The organism is Tatumella ptyseos, assembly GCF_030552895.1.
GTDB classification, from domain to species: Bacteria; Pseudomonadota; Gammaproteobacteria; order Enterobacterales; family Enterobacteriaceae; genus Rosenbergiella; species Rosenbergiella ptyseos_A.
Genome location: NZ_CP130649.1, coordinates 77,531 through 91,342 on the forward strand (window position 1 = coordinate 77,531; position 13,812 = coordinate 91,342).

General features: G+C 45.6%; 16 protein-coding genes. 14 read left to right on the forward strand and 2 right to left on the reverse strand.

From position 1 onward, the window contains the following. Window positions 1–22: 22 nt before the first annotated feature. Window positions 23–625, forward strand: a complete 603-nt coding sequence (locus QJR74_RS00400; protein ID WP_304372700.1) for a LysE family translocator — start codon at window positions 23–25, stop codon at window positions 623–625. 27 nt (window positions 626–652) lie between these two features. Here the strand turns inward: QJR74_RS00400 and QJR74_RS00405 are convergent, their stop codons facing one another. Further along, window positions 653–2,566 carry an ABC transporter ATP-binding protein gene (locus QJR74_RS00405; RefSeq protein WP_304372701.1) on the reverse strand — a complete coding sequence of 638 codons (1,914 nt, stop codon included), beginning with the start codon at window positions 2,564–2,566 and terminating at the stop codon, window positions 653–655. A 122-nt stretch (window positions 2,567–2,688) separates the two neighbouring features. Between QJR74_RS00405 and kefG the strand changes: the two genes are divergently transcribed. The 4 genes from kefG (at window position 2,689) to slyD (ending at window position 6,005) form a co-directional block, all read left to right on the forward strand. Beyond that, window positions 2,689–3,252, forward strand: a complete 564-nt coding sequence (gene kefG, locus QJR74_RS00410) for a glutathione-regulated potassium-efflux system ancillary protein KefG (RefSeq protein WP_304372702.1) — start codon at window positions 2,689–2,691, stop codon at window positions 3,250–3,252. Further along, window positions 3,239–5,050 carry a glutathione-regulated potassium-efflux system protein KefB gene (gene kefB / locus QJR74_RS00415; RefSeq protein ID WP_304372703.1) on the forward strand — a complete coding sequence of 604 codons (1,812 nt, stop codon included), beginning with the start codon at window positions 3,239–3,241 and terminating at the stop codon, window positions 5,048–5,050. Before kefG ends, kefB begins: the two co-directional genes overlap by 14 nt. A 36-nt stretch (window positions 5,051–5,086) precedes the next feature. Next, window positions 5,087–5,281: a YheV family putative zinc ribbon protein gene (locus QJR74_RS00420; protein ID WP_304372704.1), complete on the forward strand. Its 195-nt coding sequence runs from the start codon at window positions 5,087–5,089 to the stop codon at window positions 5,279–5,281. A gap of 181 nt (window positions 5,282–5,462) precedes the next feature. Beyond that, entirely contained in the window at window positions 5,463–6,005 is a 543-nt protein-coding gene (gene slyD, locus QJR74_RS00425) for a peptidylprolyl isomerase (protein ID WP_304372705.1), read from the forward strand. 32 nt (window positions 6,006–6,037) lie between these two features. On the opposite strand, the gene QJR74_RS00430 is transcribed toward slyD, so the two are convergent. Continuing rightward, window positions 6,038–6,256, reverse strand: a complete 219-nt coding sequence (locus QJR74_RS00430; protein WP_304372706.1) for a SlyX family protein — start codon at window positions 6,254–6,256, stop codon at window positions 6,038–6,040. A 276-nt stretch (window positions 6,257–6,532) separates the two neighbouring features. Here QJR74_RS00430 and fkpA point away from each other — a divergent pair, with 276 nt between their 5' ends. The 9 genes from fkpA to tuf all read left to right on the forward strand — a co-directional run bounded on the left by fkpA (window position 6,533) and on the right by tuf (window position 13,804). Further along, window positions 6,533–7,351, forward strand: coding sequence for an FKBP-type peptidyl-prolyl cis-trans isomerase (gene fkpA, locus QJR74_RS00435; protein ID WP_304372707.1), 819 nt, complete (start codon window positions 6,533–6,535; stop codon window positions 7,349–7,351). 172 nt (window positions 7,352–7,523) lie between these two features. Beyond that, window positions 7,524–8,243: a helix-turn-helix transcriptional regulator gene (locus QJR74_RS00440; RefSeq protein ID WP_304372708.1), complete on the forward strand. Its 720-nt coding sequence runs from the start codon at window positions 7,524–7,526 to the stop codon at window positions 8,241–8,243. Continuing rightward, window positions 8,243–8,620: a sulfurtransferase complex subunit TusD gene (tusD, locus tag QJR74_RS00445; RefSeq protein ID WP_304372709.1), complete on the forward strand. Its 378-nt coding sequence runs from the start codon at window positions 8,243–8,245 to the stop codon at window positions 8,618–8,620. Before QJR74_RS00440 ends, tusD begins: the two co-directional genes overlap by 1 nt. Further along, on the forward strand, window positions 8,620–8,979 hold the full coding sequence (gene tusC / locus QJR74_RS00450; RefSeq protein ID WP_304372710.1) for a sulfurtransferase complex subunit TusC: 360 nt from the start codon (window positions 8,620–8,622) through the stop codon (window positions 8,977–8,979). The genes tusD and tusC overlap by 1 nt, the downstream gene beginning before the upstream one ends. Before the next feature lie 8 nt (window positions 8,980–8,987). Continuing rightward, window positions 8,988–9,278, forward strand: a complete 291-nt coding sequence (gene tusB / locus QJR74_RS00455) for a sulfurtransferase complex subunit TusB (RefSeq protein ID WP_304372711.1) — start codon at window positions 8,988–8,990, stop codon at window positions 9,276–9,278. A gap of 123 nt (window positions 9,279–9,401) precedes the next feature. Beyond that, a complete protein-coding gene (rpsL, locus tag QJR74_RS00460; protein WP_003852912.1) occupies window positions 9,402–9,776 on the forward strand; it encodes a 30S ribosomal protein S12 in 375 nt (124 codons plus the stop codon). Between the two features lie 96 nt (window positions 9,777–9,872). Next, complete coding sequence (gene rpsG / locus QJR74_RS00465) at window positions 9,873–10,343, forward strand: 30S ribosomal protein S7 (protein WP_048912872.1); 471 nt, start codon at window positions 9,873–9,875, stop codon at window positions 10,341–10,343. Between the two features lie 94 nt (window positions 10,344–10,437). Next, window positions 10,438–12,552: an elongation factor G gene (gene fusA, locus QJR74_RS00470; RefSeq protein WP_304372712.1), complete on the forward strand. Its 2,115-nt coding sequence runs from the start codon at window positions 10,438–10,440 to the stop codon at window positions 12,550–12,552. A 67-nt stretch (window positions 12,553–12,619) separates the two neighbouring features. Continuing rightward, window positions 12,620–13,804 (forward strand): elongation factor Tu, encoded by a 1,185-nt coding sequence (gene tuf, locus QJR74_RS00475; protein ID WP_048912870.1) that lies wholly within the window; start codon window positions 12,620–12,622, stop codon window positions 13,802–13,804. Window positions 13,805–13,812 lie beyond the last annotated feature (8 nt).

The following is a 13,812-nucleotide window of genomic DNA, read 5'->3' on the forward strand; positions in this document are numbered from 1 at the left end:
TAATCTGGATGATGGTACTTTTATGGAACTCAGTCTTTTTCTCTCATTATTTGGTTTTTTGTGGGTCGCAGCCATTACACCGGGGCCCAATAATATGCTACTTACGACCTCTGGCGCCAATTTTGGTTTCGTTCGTACTATACCATTGATGCTAGGCATTATGTTTGGCATGCAAATCATGCTGTTACTGATTGCCTTCGGTGTCGGTAATCTTATTATCCTCTATCCTGCATTACACTTGTTCTTAAAAATCGCAGGAAGTGCTTATCTACTGTGGTTGGCATGGAAAATCACGACGGCTGCCTATGAATCTCTTGAGGTGAAAGACCATCCAGAAAAGACGTTGCCATTATGGCAAGGTGCGGTATTACAACTCGTCAACCCTAAAGCCTGGTTAATGTCCTTGGGCGCGGTTGCCAGTTTCAGTCTAAGCGGTAACGCCTATATTACCTCGATTGTCGGCATTAGTTTAGCCATGTTTTTAGTCAACCTTATTGCGGGATGCATCTGGCTAGCCTTCGGTACGGTGATTGGTCGTTGGCTACACAGTCCACGCGCATGGCGACAATTCAATATGATTATGGGATTGTTAACCGCCCTGAGCGTGGTATTTATCTGGTTGTAATGGCTTAGCGATGAGACTTGGACAGCGTTAGCTTTCACTCGCAAGTAACGCTTCAAGTTCCTCTTGCGCATCAAGCCAAGCGAGCTCTATTTCTTCAAGCTGTGCCTGAACGGCGGTCCGATGCTGTAAAGTATCGGTCAGTTCAGGCTTACGGCTGGCTTCATAGATTGTAGGATCAGCGAGCTTTTCTTCGTCTTCTGCTAATTTACGCTGATGCTCGCTCATCTGTTTTTCGAGCTTCTCGATTTGTTTTCGTAAGGGCTGCGTTTTAGTTCGCAGTTCAGCATCACGCCTTTTCTGATCCTTCCGTGACTGTGCACTTTGGCTATTATCACGAGAAGTCTCGCTTTTTTGAGAGGGAGTCGTCTCTTTTTGCTGGTCAGCGAGCCATTGCTGATAGTCATCAAGATCGCCGGCAAACATTTCGACACTGCCACTATGAACGAGATAGAGGTCATCGGTTGTCGCACGGAGTAGATGGCGATCGTGCGATACGACTACCAACGCGCCTTCAAAATCGATCAGCGCTTCAGTCAGCGCTTGACGCATATCGAGATCAAGGTGGTTAGTCGGTTCATCGAGTAGCAGCAAGTTTGGACGTTCCCAGACAATCAGCGCTAATACTAAACGCGCTTTCTCCCCACCCGAGAATTGCGCGGTAGGCGCTTTAACTTGATCGCCTTGAAAGCCAAATCCCCCTAAATAATCACGTAAGTGTTGTTCCAGCTCTTTCGGGGCCTGGCGTTGCAGGTGTTGTAGCGGGGACTCTTCTGCCCGCAGATACTCAAGTTGGTGCTGTGCAAAATAGCCGAGCTTTACTCCTTTGGCCAAGTTGACCACACCGGACTGTGGATTAAGCTCACCGGACAGTAACTTAATCAGGGTTGATTTACCTGCCCCATTTTTACCGAGTAGGCCTATGCGCGATCCCGGCACCAAATTGAGTTTAATTGACTGTAGAATAACCTTATCACCATAGCCAGCAGTGACCTTCTCCATGGTTAATAACGGAGAAGGGAGCGACTCTGGGGCACGGAATTTGAAGGTAAATGGGTTATCGACATGCGCGGGGGCAATCATCTCCATTCGTTCCAACATTTTTAGGCGACTTTGTGCTTGTTTCGCTTTAGTTGCTTTAGCGCGAAAACGGTCAATATAGTGCTGAAGGTGTGCAACTTTAGTCTGTTGGCTTTGATATAAGGACTGTTGTTGCGCCAATTTAGTCGCGCGCTGCCGCTCGAAATCACTGTAGTTACCGGTATAATCCATTAGCTTCTCTTGCTCTATATGCAAGATCTTACCTACAGTAGGATCGAGAAAATCCCTGTCGTGTGAGATGAGGATTAAGGTTCCAGTATAACTTTTCAGCCATTTCTCTAACCAAATGACCGCATCGAGATCTAAGTGGTTGGTCGGTTCATCCAGCAGTAAAAGGTCTGACCGGCAGATGAGCGCCTGAGCTAGGTTTAGGCGCATACGCCATCCCCCGGAGAAATCTTTCACTGGCGATTGGAGTTGAGTATGGGAAAAGCCCAATCCATAGAGCAAGCTAGCCGCACGGGCCTGTATACTCCAGGCTTGAATAGCCTCTAATTTACCGTGAAGTAGTGCAATTTGATTCCCATCATTGACCTGATTGGCGACTGAGAGTTGAGCTTCTAAATCCCTAAATTCTCTATCACCATCAATTACATAGTCTATAGCTGAGGTAGACAGTGCCGGTGTTTCTTGATTCACCCAGGCTAAGGACCAATTCGCTGGGTAATTAACGTTACCGCTCTCTGCGCTAATCTCTTGTTTGAGTAGCGACAATAGGGTCGATTTACCGCAGCCATTCTTACCGACTAAGCCTACTTTTTGACCCGGATTAATGGTTGCTGAGGCATTGTCTAAGAGTACGCGGGTTCCGCGTCGTAATTGTAAGGAAGAGAAGACAATCATAAGCGCCGTAATTTATGGAATATGGTAAATTAGTGGCATAACTAAAATCGCTCACCACACATCTTTGTATCGCAGCATGGTAACGGAAAACCATTACTAAGACGATAACTTGGAGGACGACAATGTCATCTTCACCGAAAATACTTTTGCTTTATGCTCACCCTGAGGCACAGGAATCAGTGGTAAACAGCAAGCTACTCAAGTCAGCTCGCCAAGTTGAGCATGTTACGGTGCATGACCTTTATGCGACGTATCCCAACTTTTTTATTGATATCTATCGTGAACAACAATTGTTACGGGAGCACGATATTATTGTGTTTCAATATCCCCTTTATACTTATAGTTGTCCCTCGCTACTCAAAGAGTGGCTGGACCGAGTACTATCCCGTGGATTTGCTTCGGGGATGGGGGAATCAGCCTTAGAAGGTAAGACCTTACGCTGTGTTGTCACTACCGGTGAGCCAGAAAGTGCTTATCAATCTCAGGGATTGAACCGATATCCACTTGGCGAGATTATGCGACCGTTCGAATTGGTCGCGCAGACTTGCCATATGCAATGGATGTCGCCAATGGTTATTTATCATGCAAGGCGCCAGCCTTTAGATGTCTTAAAGTCCCTTGCTGCAGCATATTCAGACTGGCTCACTCAGCCATTACCAGAGGAGATAATGGATGGGCGGATCTGATTTATTAACCGCAGGTGTCATTTATCTTGCTGCGGCGGTAGTCGCCGTGCCGATTGCCGCAAGATTAGGTATTGGTGCGGTACTCGGGTATCTCTTAGCGGGGATAGCGATTGGCCCTTGGGGCGCAGGATTTATTAGCGATGTTGAGGAAATTCTCCACTTCTCCGAATTAGGGGTCGTGTTTTTGATGTTCATCATCGGGCTTGAACTCAACCCAGGCAAGCTGTGGCAGTTAAGGCGTTCTATTTTTGGTGTTGGCGCCGGACAGGTTATTTTCTCTAGTGTGTTACTCGCAGGGCTACTATGGGTAACGCAGTTTTCCTGGCAAGCCGCGGTTATTGGCGGTATCGGTCTGGCAATGTCATCAACGGCTATGGCATTACAATTAATGCAGGAAAAAGGCATGAACCGAAGTGAAGCCGGACAACTCGGCTTTTCGGTTTTACTTTTTCAAGATTTGGCCGTGATACCTGCCTTAGCGCTCGTACCATTATTAGCAGGAAATGATTCAGGGCATCCAACTGATTGGATGAAAATTGGGATGAAAGTCCTCGCTTTCGCTGGAATGTTGGTTGGTGGACGCTTCTTATTGCGGCCCATCTTTCGTTACATTGCGGCATCGGGCGTAAAAGAGATTTTTACCGCTTCTGCATTATTGTTAGTTATCGGCTCTGCGCTTTTTATGGATGCTTTAGGACTATCGATGGCCTTAGGGACCTTTATCGCAGGTATCCTGTTAGCGGAAAGTGAATATCGTCATGAGTTAGAGGTCGCGATCGACCCCTTTAAAGCGCTACTGCTTGGGTTATTTTTTATCTCTGTCGGGATGGCGTTAAATATTGGCGTATTATTTACGCATATAGTAGAGGTATTGGTCGCCGTAATCGCGCTGGTCGCCATCAAAGCGTTAGTCCTGTACATACTTGCACGGCTCTATGGAATGAGAAGCTCGGAGCGTTTACAGTTCTCTGGCGTACTAAGTCAAGGCGGGGAATTTGCTTTTGTTCTCTTCTCAGCCGCGTCCAGTGCAGGTCTGTTCCATCAAGAGCAGCTCTCATTACTACTGGTCATCGTGACCCTCTCGATGATTACTACCCCTTTATTAATGAAGCTGATTGACCTCATCTTGGTACGTCGTTTCAATAATAAAGATGATGAAAATGCGGAAAAGCATTATGTGGAAGATGACGAACCTCAAGTTATTTTGGTTGGTTTTGGGCGTTTTGGTCAGGTAGTTGGGCGCTTACTGATGGCCAATAACATGCGAGTGACAGTATTAGAGAAAGATATCAGTGTGGTAAGTTTGACCCGTAGTTATGGCTATAAAGTGTATTATGGCGATTCCAATGATCTTGAGTTATTGCGTGCAGCAGGAGCGGAACGGGCGCAATCGATCATTGTGACCTGCGATGATCCATCCGATACCATGGCAACCGTCGCGCTGTGTCAGCAACATTTCCCTCATCTAAAAATACTCGCACGTGCAAGAGGTCGGGTCGAGGCACATGAGCTCTTACAAGCGGGAATTACTGATATTACGCGCGAAACTTTTTTAAGTGCGGTTCAGTTAGCAGGGAAGGCATTAGTATCCTTGGGTATCCATCCTTACCAAGCGGAGCGCGCCCAGCAATATTTTACTCAGCTTGATGAACAAATGCTGAAGGACCTGATGCCACACCACGATGAAACCGGCCACATCTCACGGGTGAAGGAAGCTCGTCGTGAGCTTGAGGATGTTTTTCGTAGAGAGATGCAGCAGGATAAACAGACATTGGGACGCTGGGATGCCGCAGATTAATGCGTATTCCCACCCTCACTATTTTAAGGTTAAAGCATGCGTAAACGTTTTATTGCCGGAGCGATATGCCGGCACTGCCAAGCAAAAGATACTCTAGCCCTTTGGAAAGAGTCGGGCGTTGAAGTGGTTGAATGTGTTAACTGCGGTGACCAGATGCGTGAGGCGGACAAACAAGTGCAATCAGCGGTGCGAAAAGATGAACAAATTATTGGGGTGTTTACACCTGAGTAAGTTTTTTTACGCTATTTTCTGGTTGGGGCATTGAATTTTTCACTCATCGTTCCCACTATAATTGTTTACGGAAGAACTGATAGAGTTTTTCAACATAGTCAGGGCCTTTCTGGTTGGTATTATTGCAGGCAAAAATAGACCAATGAGACGGGAATACAGCGCTCAACGGTTAGGAGTTATCATGAAAATTGCAAAAGACTTGGTAGTAAGTATCGCATATCAAGTACGTACTGAAGATGGTGTACTGGTAGATGAAGCACCAGTTACCGCACCGCTGGACTATTTACATGGCCACGGTTCTTTAATTTCTGGCTTAGAAAATGCGTTAGATAACCGCGAAGCTGGTGATAAGTTCGATATCAATGTTCCTGCAAACGACGCTTATGGCCAATATGACGAAAATTTAGTACAACGTGTTCCTAAAGATGTCTTCGTTGGCGTTGACGAACTACAACCAGGTATGCGTTTCCTAGCAGAAACAGATCAAGGTCCAGTTCCAGTAGAAATTACTGAAGTAGGCGAAGATCACGTTGTTGTTGATGGTAACCATATGCTAGCAGGCCAAAACCTAAGCTTTAATGTCGAAGTTGTTGCCATCCGCGAAGCGACGGAAGAAGAGTTAGCACATGGCCACGTACACGGTGCGGATGGTCATCACCACGACCACGATCATGGCCAAAATGATGAAGGTTGTGGTACTGGCGGCTGTGGCTGTCACCACTAAGTAGAAAAGGCTGCGTAATGCAGCCTTTTTTATTAATAATGCGGTGGTGGTGTTTCTTCTGACTGAGACGCCACCGTGGAAGGGGAGACGGCCTTCAACTTACTAATTAATAACCGCACATGTTCTCGCATCTTTGCCATCTCAAGCTCATGGCTGATTAGCGTTTGATTTAGCTCCTCAAGTGTGTGCTCTTGATAAGCGACCTTTGTTTCGAGGTTGTCTAGCCGATGAATGAGTTCCTCAACATTCATAATCAAGTCTCCGTCGTTGAACTTACGAATATATGTGACAGTATACCGTTCCCTTCTCAAAGAAATCCTGTTGTGTTAGCGATATTTTATTCGGGCTTGAAAAACAGAACTGCGCCCCAATATGATGAGTAACCTCGAAACTTTATCCTGAGTGTATTGTCGTAGAGGGGCCGTTTAACTCGTAATGGTACAGTTGTAAGCCATTAAAAAAAGTCATTGTGTAGTGTCATACACTTATAAAGCGCCAAAGTACCTGACTTTGGTTAGGAGATATGGATGAAATCATTGTTTAAAGTCTCACTGTTGGCTGCAACTTTAGCGGTTGGCCTTAACGCCCCTCTAACCATGGCTGCAGAAACTACTGCTCAGCCATCAGGACAAGTTGCACTAAACTCTGCATTTAAAGATCAGAGCCAACAATCGGCTTACGCACTGGGTGCCTCATTAGGTCGTTACATGGAGAATTCTCTCAAGGAACAAGAGAAACTAGGCATCAAGCTGGATAATAAGCAATTGATCGCAGGTGTGCAGGATGCCTTTGCAGGGAAAAGCAAACTTTCTGATAGCGAAGTTGAGCAAACATTGAAAGCGTTTGAAGCTAATGTGAAATCTGCAGCGCAAGCGAAAATGGAAAAAGATGCTAAAGAAAATACCGATAAAGGTAATGCCTTTGCCGCAAAATTCGCTAAAGAAAAGGGCGTGAAGAAAACGTCATCCGGTTTACTGTATAAAGTTGAAAAACCAGGTACTGGTGCAGCCCCTACTGATAGCGACACTGTCGTGGTTAACTATAAAGGGACTCTGACTGACGGGACGCAATTCGATAGCTCTTATGATCGCCATGAGCCACTATCTTTCCGTCTTGATGGTGTTATCCCCGGTTGGACTGAGGGATTAAAACACATTAAGAAGGGAGGTAAAATCCAACTAGTGATCCCACCAGCACTGGCTTATGGACAGAATGGCGTACCTGGTATTCCACCTAATTCGACGCTTGTGTTTGATGTTGAGTTATTAGACATTAAACCTGCAGCTAAAGGTGAGTCAGCTCCGCAAGCACCAGCGGCTGACGCAAGTTCAGCGGCTAAAAAGTAAAGCTCTCTCGCATTATCAACACCGCTGCGTTCCGCAGTGGTGTTTACTCCTTGCTATCATTTCTTGATTGGCGTAAACAATAGTCTTAAAACCAATAATTATTTTATCTCTTCACCACTCCGTGATTAAGTGATTGGGAATTATCCTTTGTCATATTTGGATGATGTAAGCTATGTCTAAACCGTTATATAACACAGACGACTCGAATGGGGTTACGGGCCCTAAATATGTATTAAATGCAACGGATCACGAGATACTACAGTCTTACAAACCAATGGTTGAAGGCTTAGCATTAATGCTTGGTGAGCATTGCGAAATCGTATTGCATACATTGGATAATATTGAAAATTCGGTGATATGTATCGCTAATGGCGAATTAACGGGCCGCAGAGTGGGCTCGCCCATTACTAACCTTGCCTTGCAAACATTACATGAGCTTGATGTAGGGGGGAACCCACAATCGCGAACCCGTTTTACACGGTCGAAAAGCGGTGCGTTAATGAAATCGACGACTATTGCGATAAAAAATAGCTCGCAGCGAGCCATTGGCCTATTGTGCATAAATATGAATTTAGATGTGCCGTTTTCTCACATCCTCGCGACCTTTTGTCCATCTGAAATTAAACACGATAGTAATGCGCATTTTGCCAGCTCAGTCGATGACTTAGTTTTGCAAACACTTGAACATACAATCGAAGAAGTCTGTAATGACCGTTCAGTGGCGAACAATCTCAAGAATAGACAAGTTGTTTTGAATTTATACGCAAAAGGAATATTTGATATTAAAGATGCTATTAATCAGGTAGCCGATCGTTTGAATATTTCTAAACATACCGTATATCTCTATATCCGCCAATTCAGGCATGAAGACTTTCCTGAAGGGGAGGCGTAATGCGTTACGCATTGATTATCACGGGTCCAGCTTATGGTACGCAAAACGCGACCAGTGCCTGGATGTTCGCTAAAGCTTTATTACAAGCTGAACATACTATTGCGTCGGTTTTTTTCTATCAAGAGGCGGTGAGCAACGCAAATATGCTTACTTCTCCCGCCAACGACGAGCACAACCTAATTGAAGAGTGGGTAAAATTGAGTCGAGAGGAAAACATTGCACTAAATATATGTGTATCAGCCGCTTTACGGCGTGGAGTCGTCGACCAAGAGCATGCGCAAGCTGGACTGTATAATTTTCATCCACAATTTAATTTTTCAGGGTTGGGGGAACTCGCAATTTCCTTGCTGACCTGTGAACGAGTAATACAATTTTAATGAACTCGATAGCTTTTATTTTTAAAACGGCTCCGCATGGTTCGAGTTCGGGGCGTGAAGGACTCGATGCTCTACTTGCCACTGCAGCATTAAGCGATACTATTGCAGTATTTTTTATCGGTGAAGGTGTGTTTCATCTCGTAGGCTCTCAACAGCCCACGGTAATCTATGCACGAGATTACATCAGTACCTTTAAGCTGCTTGAAATTTATGACATCGATAAGGTTTATGCCTGCCAACAGTCCTTAGAAATGCGAGGTCTTGATGAGCTGCTGATGGGGGATATACCCGTAACGCTCTTACCTCTAAATGAACTTCAACGGCAGCTATGTCATTACGACAAAATTATTAATTTTTAGGGGGGCGTATGCTTCACCTCATCATGTCCTCTCCAGCAAAACTTGATATGGACTATCTCGAGATATTTATTGGTCAGACAGACGATATTTTACTCTTACAAGATGCAGTCTACGGTGGAGTGGCCAATAACCAATATTTTTCAAAGTTGGTAGCGAAAAAGCAGTCAGGGCTTTATGTGCTTCAGGAAGACGCCCAAGCCCGAGGAATTACGGCATTATTAGAGTCTAAATTTCGAATAATCAGCTATCCACAGTTCGTCGAGCTGACTGTAAAGCATTCGAAACAGATCACTTGGTGAGACGATATGTTGGTTATTTCTTGACACCCTCTATACTCAGCCCTAAAATTCTGCGTCCTCATAGAAATATGAGGTAGATTTAATACGTGTTTACGAAGCAAAAGCAAAACCAGGAGCTATTTAATGGCAACAGTTAACCAGCTGGTTCGCAAACCACGCGTACGTAAAGTTGCAAAAAGCAACGTACCTGCGCTGGAAGCTTGCCCGCAAAAACGTGGTGTATGTACTCGTGTATATACTACTACTCCAAAAAAACCGAACTCAGCATTACGTAAAGTTTGTCGTGTTCGTTTAACCAACGGTTTTGAAGTTACCTCCTACATTGGTGGTGAAGGTCATAACCTGCAGGAGCACTCCGTGATCCTGATCCGTGGTGGTCGTGTTAAAGACTTACCAGGTGTGCGTTACCATACCGTTCGCGGCGCACTTGACTGTTCCGGTGTTAAAGACCGTAAACAGGCTCGTTCTAAGTACGGTGTGAAGAAGCCAAAGGCTTAATGGTTCTCCGTTAAGTAAGGCCAAACGTTTTAACATAAATGTCAAAATAAACTCGTAGAGTTTTGGACAATCCTGAATTATCAACGGAGATATTCCATGCCACGTCGTCGTGTAATTGGTCAACGTAAAATTCTGCCGGATCCTAAGTTCGGATCAGAACTACTGGCAAAATTTGTAAACATTCTGATGGTAGACGGTAAAAAATCTACTGCAGAATCTATCGTATACAACGCGCTTGAGACCCTGGCTCAGCGCTCTGGTAAATCTGAACTGGAAGCGTTCGAAGTTGCTTTAGACAACGTTCGTCCAACAGTCGAAGTTAAATCACGCCGTGTTGGTGGTTCAACTTATCAGGTTCCAGTTGAAGTACGTCCGGTTCGTCGTAATGCTCTAGCAATGCGTTGGATCGTTGAAGCTGCTCGTAAACGCGGTGATAAATCTATGGCTCTTCGCCTGGCGAACGAACTTTCTGATGCTGCAGAGAACAAAGGTACTGCAGTTAAGAAACGTGAAGACGTTCACCGTATGGCAGAAGCCAACAAGGCGTTCGCTCACTACCGTTGGTAATCCCTTCGGTGTAGTTGTTAACCCAGCGGGCGCTCTAATAGCTAACCCGCTGTGGTTAACTTAAATAGAACGTCCTAGAATTCAGAGGAATCAAATGGCTCGTAAAACACCCATTTCACGTTACCGTAATATCGGTATCAGTGCACACATCGATGCCGGTAAAACTACTACTACCGAGCGTATCCTGTTCTATACCGGTGTAAGTCACAAAATCGGTGAAGTACACGATGGTGCAGCGACAATGGACTGGATGGCACAGGAGCAGGAGCGTGGTATTACTATCACCTCAGCTGCGACGACTGCATTCTGGTCTGGTATGGCTAAACAATTTGAACCACACCGTATCAACATCATTGATACCCCGGGACACGTTGACTTTACTATCGAAGTAGAGCGTTCAATGCGTGTTCTAGACGGTGCAGTAATGGTTTACTGTGCAGTTGGTGGTGTTCAGCCACAGTCTGAAACCGTATGGCGTCAGGCTAACAAGTATAAAGTTCCACGTATCGCGTTCGTTAACAAAATGGACCGTATGGGTGCGAACTTCCTGAAAGTCGTTAGCCAAATTAAAGCACGTTTAGGTGCTAACCCTGTTCCATTGCAATTAGCGATCGGTGCAGAGGAAGGTTTTACCGGTGTCGTTGACCTGGTGAAAATGAAGGCTATCAACTGGAATGATGCTGACCAAGGTACTACCTTCGATTACGAAGAAATCCCAGCAGCGATGCAAGAGCTAGCAGAAGAATGGCGTCAAAACCTGATCGAATCTGCAGCAGAAGCTTCTGAAGAGCTGATGGAAAAATACCTAGGTGGTGAAGAACTGACTGAAGCAGAAATCAAAAATGCTCTGCGTCAACGTGTTCTGAACAACGAAATCATCTTGGTTACCTGTGGTTCTGCATTTAAGAACAAAGGTGTTCAAGCGATGCTTGATGCCGTTATCGAATATCTGCCGTCTCCAACTGAAGTTCCTGCAATTAAAGGAATGTTAGACGATGGTAAAGATACTCCAGCTGAACGTCGTTCAGACGATAGCGAGCCATTTGCCGCTTTAGCATTTAAAATTGCGAACGACCCGTTTGTTGGTAACTTGACGTTCTTCCGTGTTTACTCAGGTGTTGTTAACTCTGGTGACACCGTACTGAACTCAGTAAAATCACAACGTGAGCGTTTAGGCCGTATCGTTCAGATGCATGCTAACAAGCGTGAAGAGATCAGCGAAGTTCGTGCTGGTGACATCGCTGCAGCAATCGGTCTGAAAGATGTTATTACTGGTGACACCCTGTGTGACCCTAATGCCCCAATCATCTTGGAGCGTATGGAGTTCCCAGAGCCAGTAATCTCAATCGCGGTTGAACCAAAAACCAAAGCTGACCAAGAGAAAATGGGTCTAGCTCTGGGCCGTCTGGCTAAAGAAGACCCATCATTCCGCGTATGGACTGATGAAGAATCTAACCAGACAATCATCGCTGGTATGGGTGAACTTCACCTGGATATCATCGTTGACCGTATGAAGCGTGAGTTCAACGTTGAAGCGAACGTGGGTAAACCACAGGTAGCTTACCGTGAAGCAATTCGTAGCAAAATTACCGATGTTGAAGGTAAACACGCTAAGCAGTCTGGTGGTCGTGGACAATATGGTCACGTTGTGATCGATATGTACCCACTTGAGCCAGGCTCTAACCCTAAAGGTTACGAGTTCATCAACGACATCAAGGGTGGTGTAATTCCAACAGAATACATCCCTGCGGTTGATAAAGGTCTGCAAGAGCAGCTGAAATCAGGTCCATTAGCGGGTTACCCGGTAGTTGACTTAGGTGTTCGTCTGCACTTTGGTTCTTACCATGACGTTGACTCATCAGAACTTGCGTTTAAACTGGCTGCATCATTAGCTTTCAAACAAGGCTTTAAACAAGCGAACCCAGTTCTGCTTGAGCCAATCATGAAAGTTGAAGTTGAGACTCCTGAAGAGCACACTGGTGATGTTATCGGTGACCTGAGCAGACGTCGTGGTATGTTGAAAGGTCAAGAATCTAACGCAACTGGCGTTGAGATTCATGCCGAAGTACCATTGTCTGAAATGTTTGGGTATGCAACTCAGTTGCGTTCTCTGACTAAAGGTCGTGCTTCTTACTCCATGGAGTTCTTGAAGTATGACGATGCGCCGAACAACGTTGCGCAGGCTGTTATTGAAGCACGTAGCAAATAAAACTACGGTTTAAATTTGATCCCATGCCCTCATCGAGAATGAGGGCATAACAGTAAGGAATATAGCCATGGCTAAAGAGCAATTTCAACGTAATAAACCACACGTAAACGTGGGCACCATCGGTCACGTTGACCACGGTAAAACCACTTTAACTGCTGCAATCACTACCGTTTTAGCAAAAACTTACGGCGGTGCTGCGCGTGCATTCGATCAAATCGATAACGCGCCAGAAGAAAAAGCACGTGGTATCACCATCAACACTTCACACGTAGAGTACGAAACTCCAACTCGTCACTACGCGCACGTTGACTGCCCAGGACACGCCGATTACGTTAAAAACATGATCACCGGTGCTGCGCAAATGGACGGAGCGATCCTGGTTGTTGCGGCAACTGATGGTCCTATGCCACAAACTCGTGAGCACATCCTGTTAGGCCGCCAAGTAGGTGTTCCTTACATCATCGTGTTCCTGAACAAATGTGACATGGTTGATGATGAAGAGCTGTTAGAGCTAGTTGAAATGGAAGTTCGTGACCTGCTGTCACAATACGACTTCCCAGGCGACGACACTCCAATCGTTCGTGGTTCAGCGCTTAAAGCACTGGAAGGCGACGCAGAGTGGGAAGCTAAAGTTGTAGAACTGGCTGGTCACTTAGACGCTTACATCCCAGAACCACAACGTGCAATCGACCTGCCGTTCCTTCTGCCAATCGAAGACGTATTCTCAATCTCAGGCCGTGGTACTGTTGTAACCGGTCGTGTAGAGCGCGGTATCGTTAAAGTAGGTGAAGAAGTTGAAATCGTTGGTATCAAAGATACTGCGAAATCTACTTGTACTGGTGTTGAGATGTTCCGTAAGCTTCTTGACCAAGGTCAAGCAGGTGAGAACGTTGGTGTTCTTCTGCGTGGTATCAAGCGTGAAGAAATCGAACGTGGTCAAGTTCTTGCAAAACCAGGTTCAATCAAGCCACACACCCAGTTCGAGTCAGAAGTTTATATTCTGTCTAAAGACGAAGGCGGCCGTCATACTCCGTTCTTCAAAGGCTACCGTCCACAGTTCTACTTCCGTACAACTGACGTGACTGGAACCATCGAACTGCCAGAAGGCGTTGAAATGGTAATGCCAGGCGACAACATCAAAATGGTTGTTACCTTAATCCACCCAATCGCAATGGATGACGGCTTACGTTTCGCAATCCGTGAAGGTGGCCGTACTGTAGGTGCGGGCGTTGTTGCTAAAGTTATCGCTTAATTGAGAAA

Excerpts from the sequence above, each read along its gene's own strand:
- QJR74_RS00400 (WP_304372700.1), top strand. The coding sequence starts at position 23 with ATGGAACTCAGTCTTTTTCTCTCATTATTTGGTTTTTTGTGGGTCGCA.
- QJR74_RS00405 (WP_304372701.1), bottom strand. The coding sequence starts at position 2,566 with ATGATTGTCTTCTCTTCCTTACAATTACGACGCGGAACCCGCGTACTC.
- kefG (WP_304372702.1), top strand. The coding sequence starts at position 2,689 with ATGTCATCTTCACCGAAAATACTTTTGCTTTATGCTCACCCTGAGGCA.
- kefB (WP_304372703.1), top strand. The coding sequence starts at position 3,239 with ATGGGCGGATCTGATTTATTAACCGCAGGTGTCATTTATCTTGCTGCG.
- QJR74_RS00420 (WP_304372704.1), top strand. The coding sequence starts at position 5,087 with ATGCGTAAACGTTTTATTGCCGGAGCGATATGCCGGCACTGCCAAGCA.
- slyD (WP_304372705.1), top strand. The coding sequence starts at position 5,463 with ATGAAAATTGCAAAAGACTTGGTAGTAAGTATCGCATATCAAGTACGT.
- QJR74_RS00430 (WP_304372706.1), bottom strand. The coding sequence starts at position 6,256 with ATGAATGTTGAGGAACTCATTCATCGGCTAGACAACCTCGAAACAAAG.
- fkpA (WP_304372707.1), top strand. The coding sequence starts at position 6,533 with ATGAAATCATTGTTTAAAGTCTCACTGTTGGCTGCAACTTTAGCGGTT.
- QJR74_RS00440 (WP_304372708.1), top strand. The coding sequence starts at position 7,524 with ATGTCTAAACCGTTATATAACACAGACGACTCGAATGGGGTTACGGGC.
- tusD (WP_304372709.1), top strand. The coding sequence starts at position 8,243 with ATGCGTTACGCATTGATTATCACGGGTCCAGCTTATGGTACGCAAAAC.
- tusC (WP_304372710.1), top strand. The coding sequence starts at position 8,620 with ATGAACTCGATAGCTTTTATTTTTAAAACGGCTCCGCATGGTTCGAGT.
- tusB (WP_304372711.1), top strand. The coding sequence starts at position 8,988 with ATGCTTCACCTCATCATGTCCTCTCCAGCAAAACTTGATATGGACTAT.
- rpsL (WP_003852912.1), top strand. The coding sequence starts at position 9,402 with ATGGCAACAGTTAACCAGCTGGTTCGCAAACCACGCGTACGTAAAGTT.
- rpsG (WP_048912872.1), top strand. The coding sequence starts at position 9,873 with ATGCCACGTCGTCGTGTAATTGGTCAACGTAAAATTCTGCCGGATCCT.
- fusA (WP_304372712.1), top strand. The coding sequence starts at position 10,438 with ATGGCTCGTAAAACACCCATTTCACGTTACCGTAATATCGGTATCAGT.
- tuf (WP_048912870.1), top strand. The coding sequence starts at position 12,620 with ATGGCTAAAGAGCAATTTCAACGTAATAAACCACACGTAAACGTGGGC.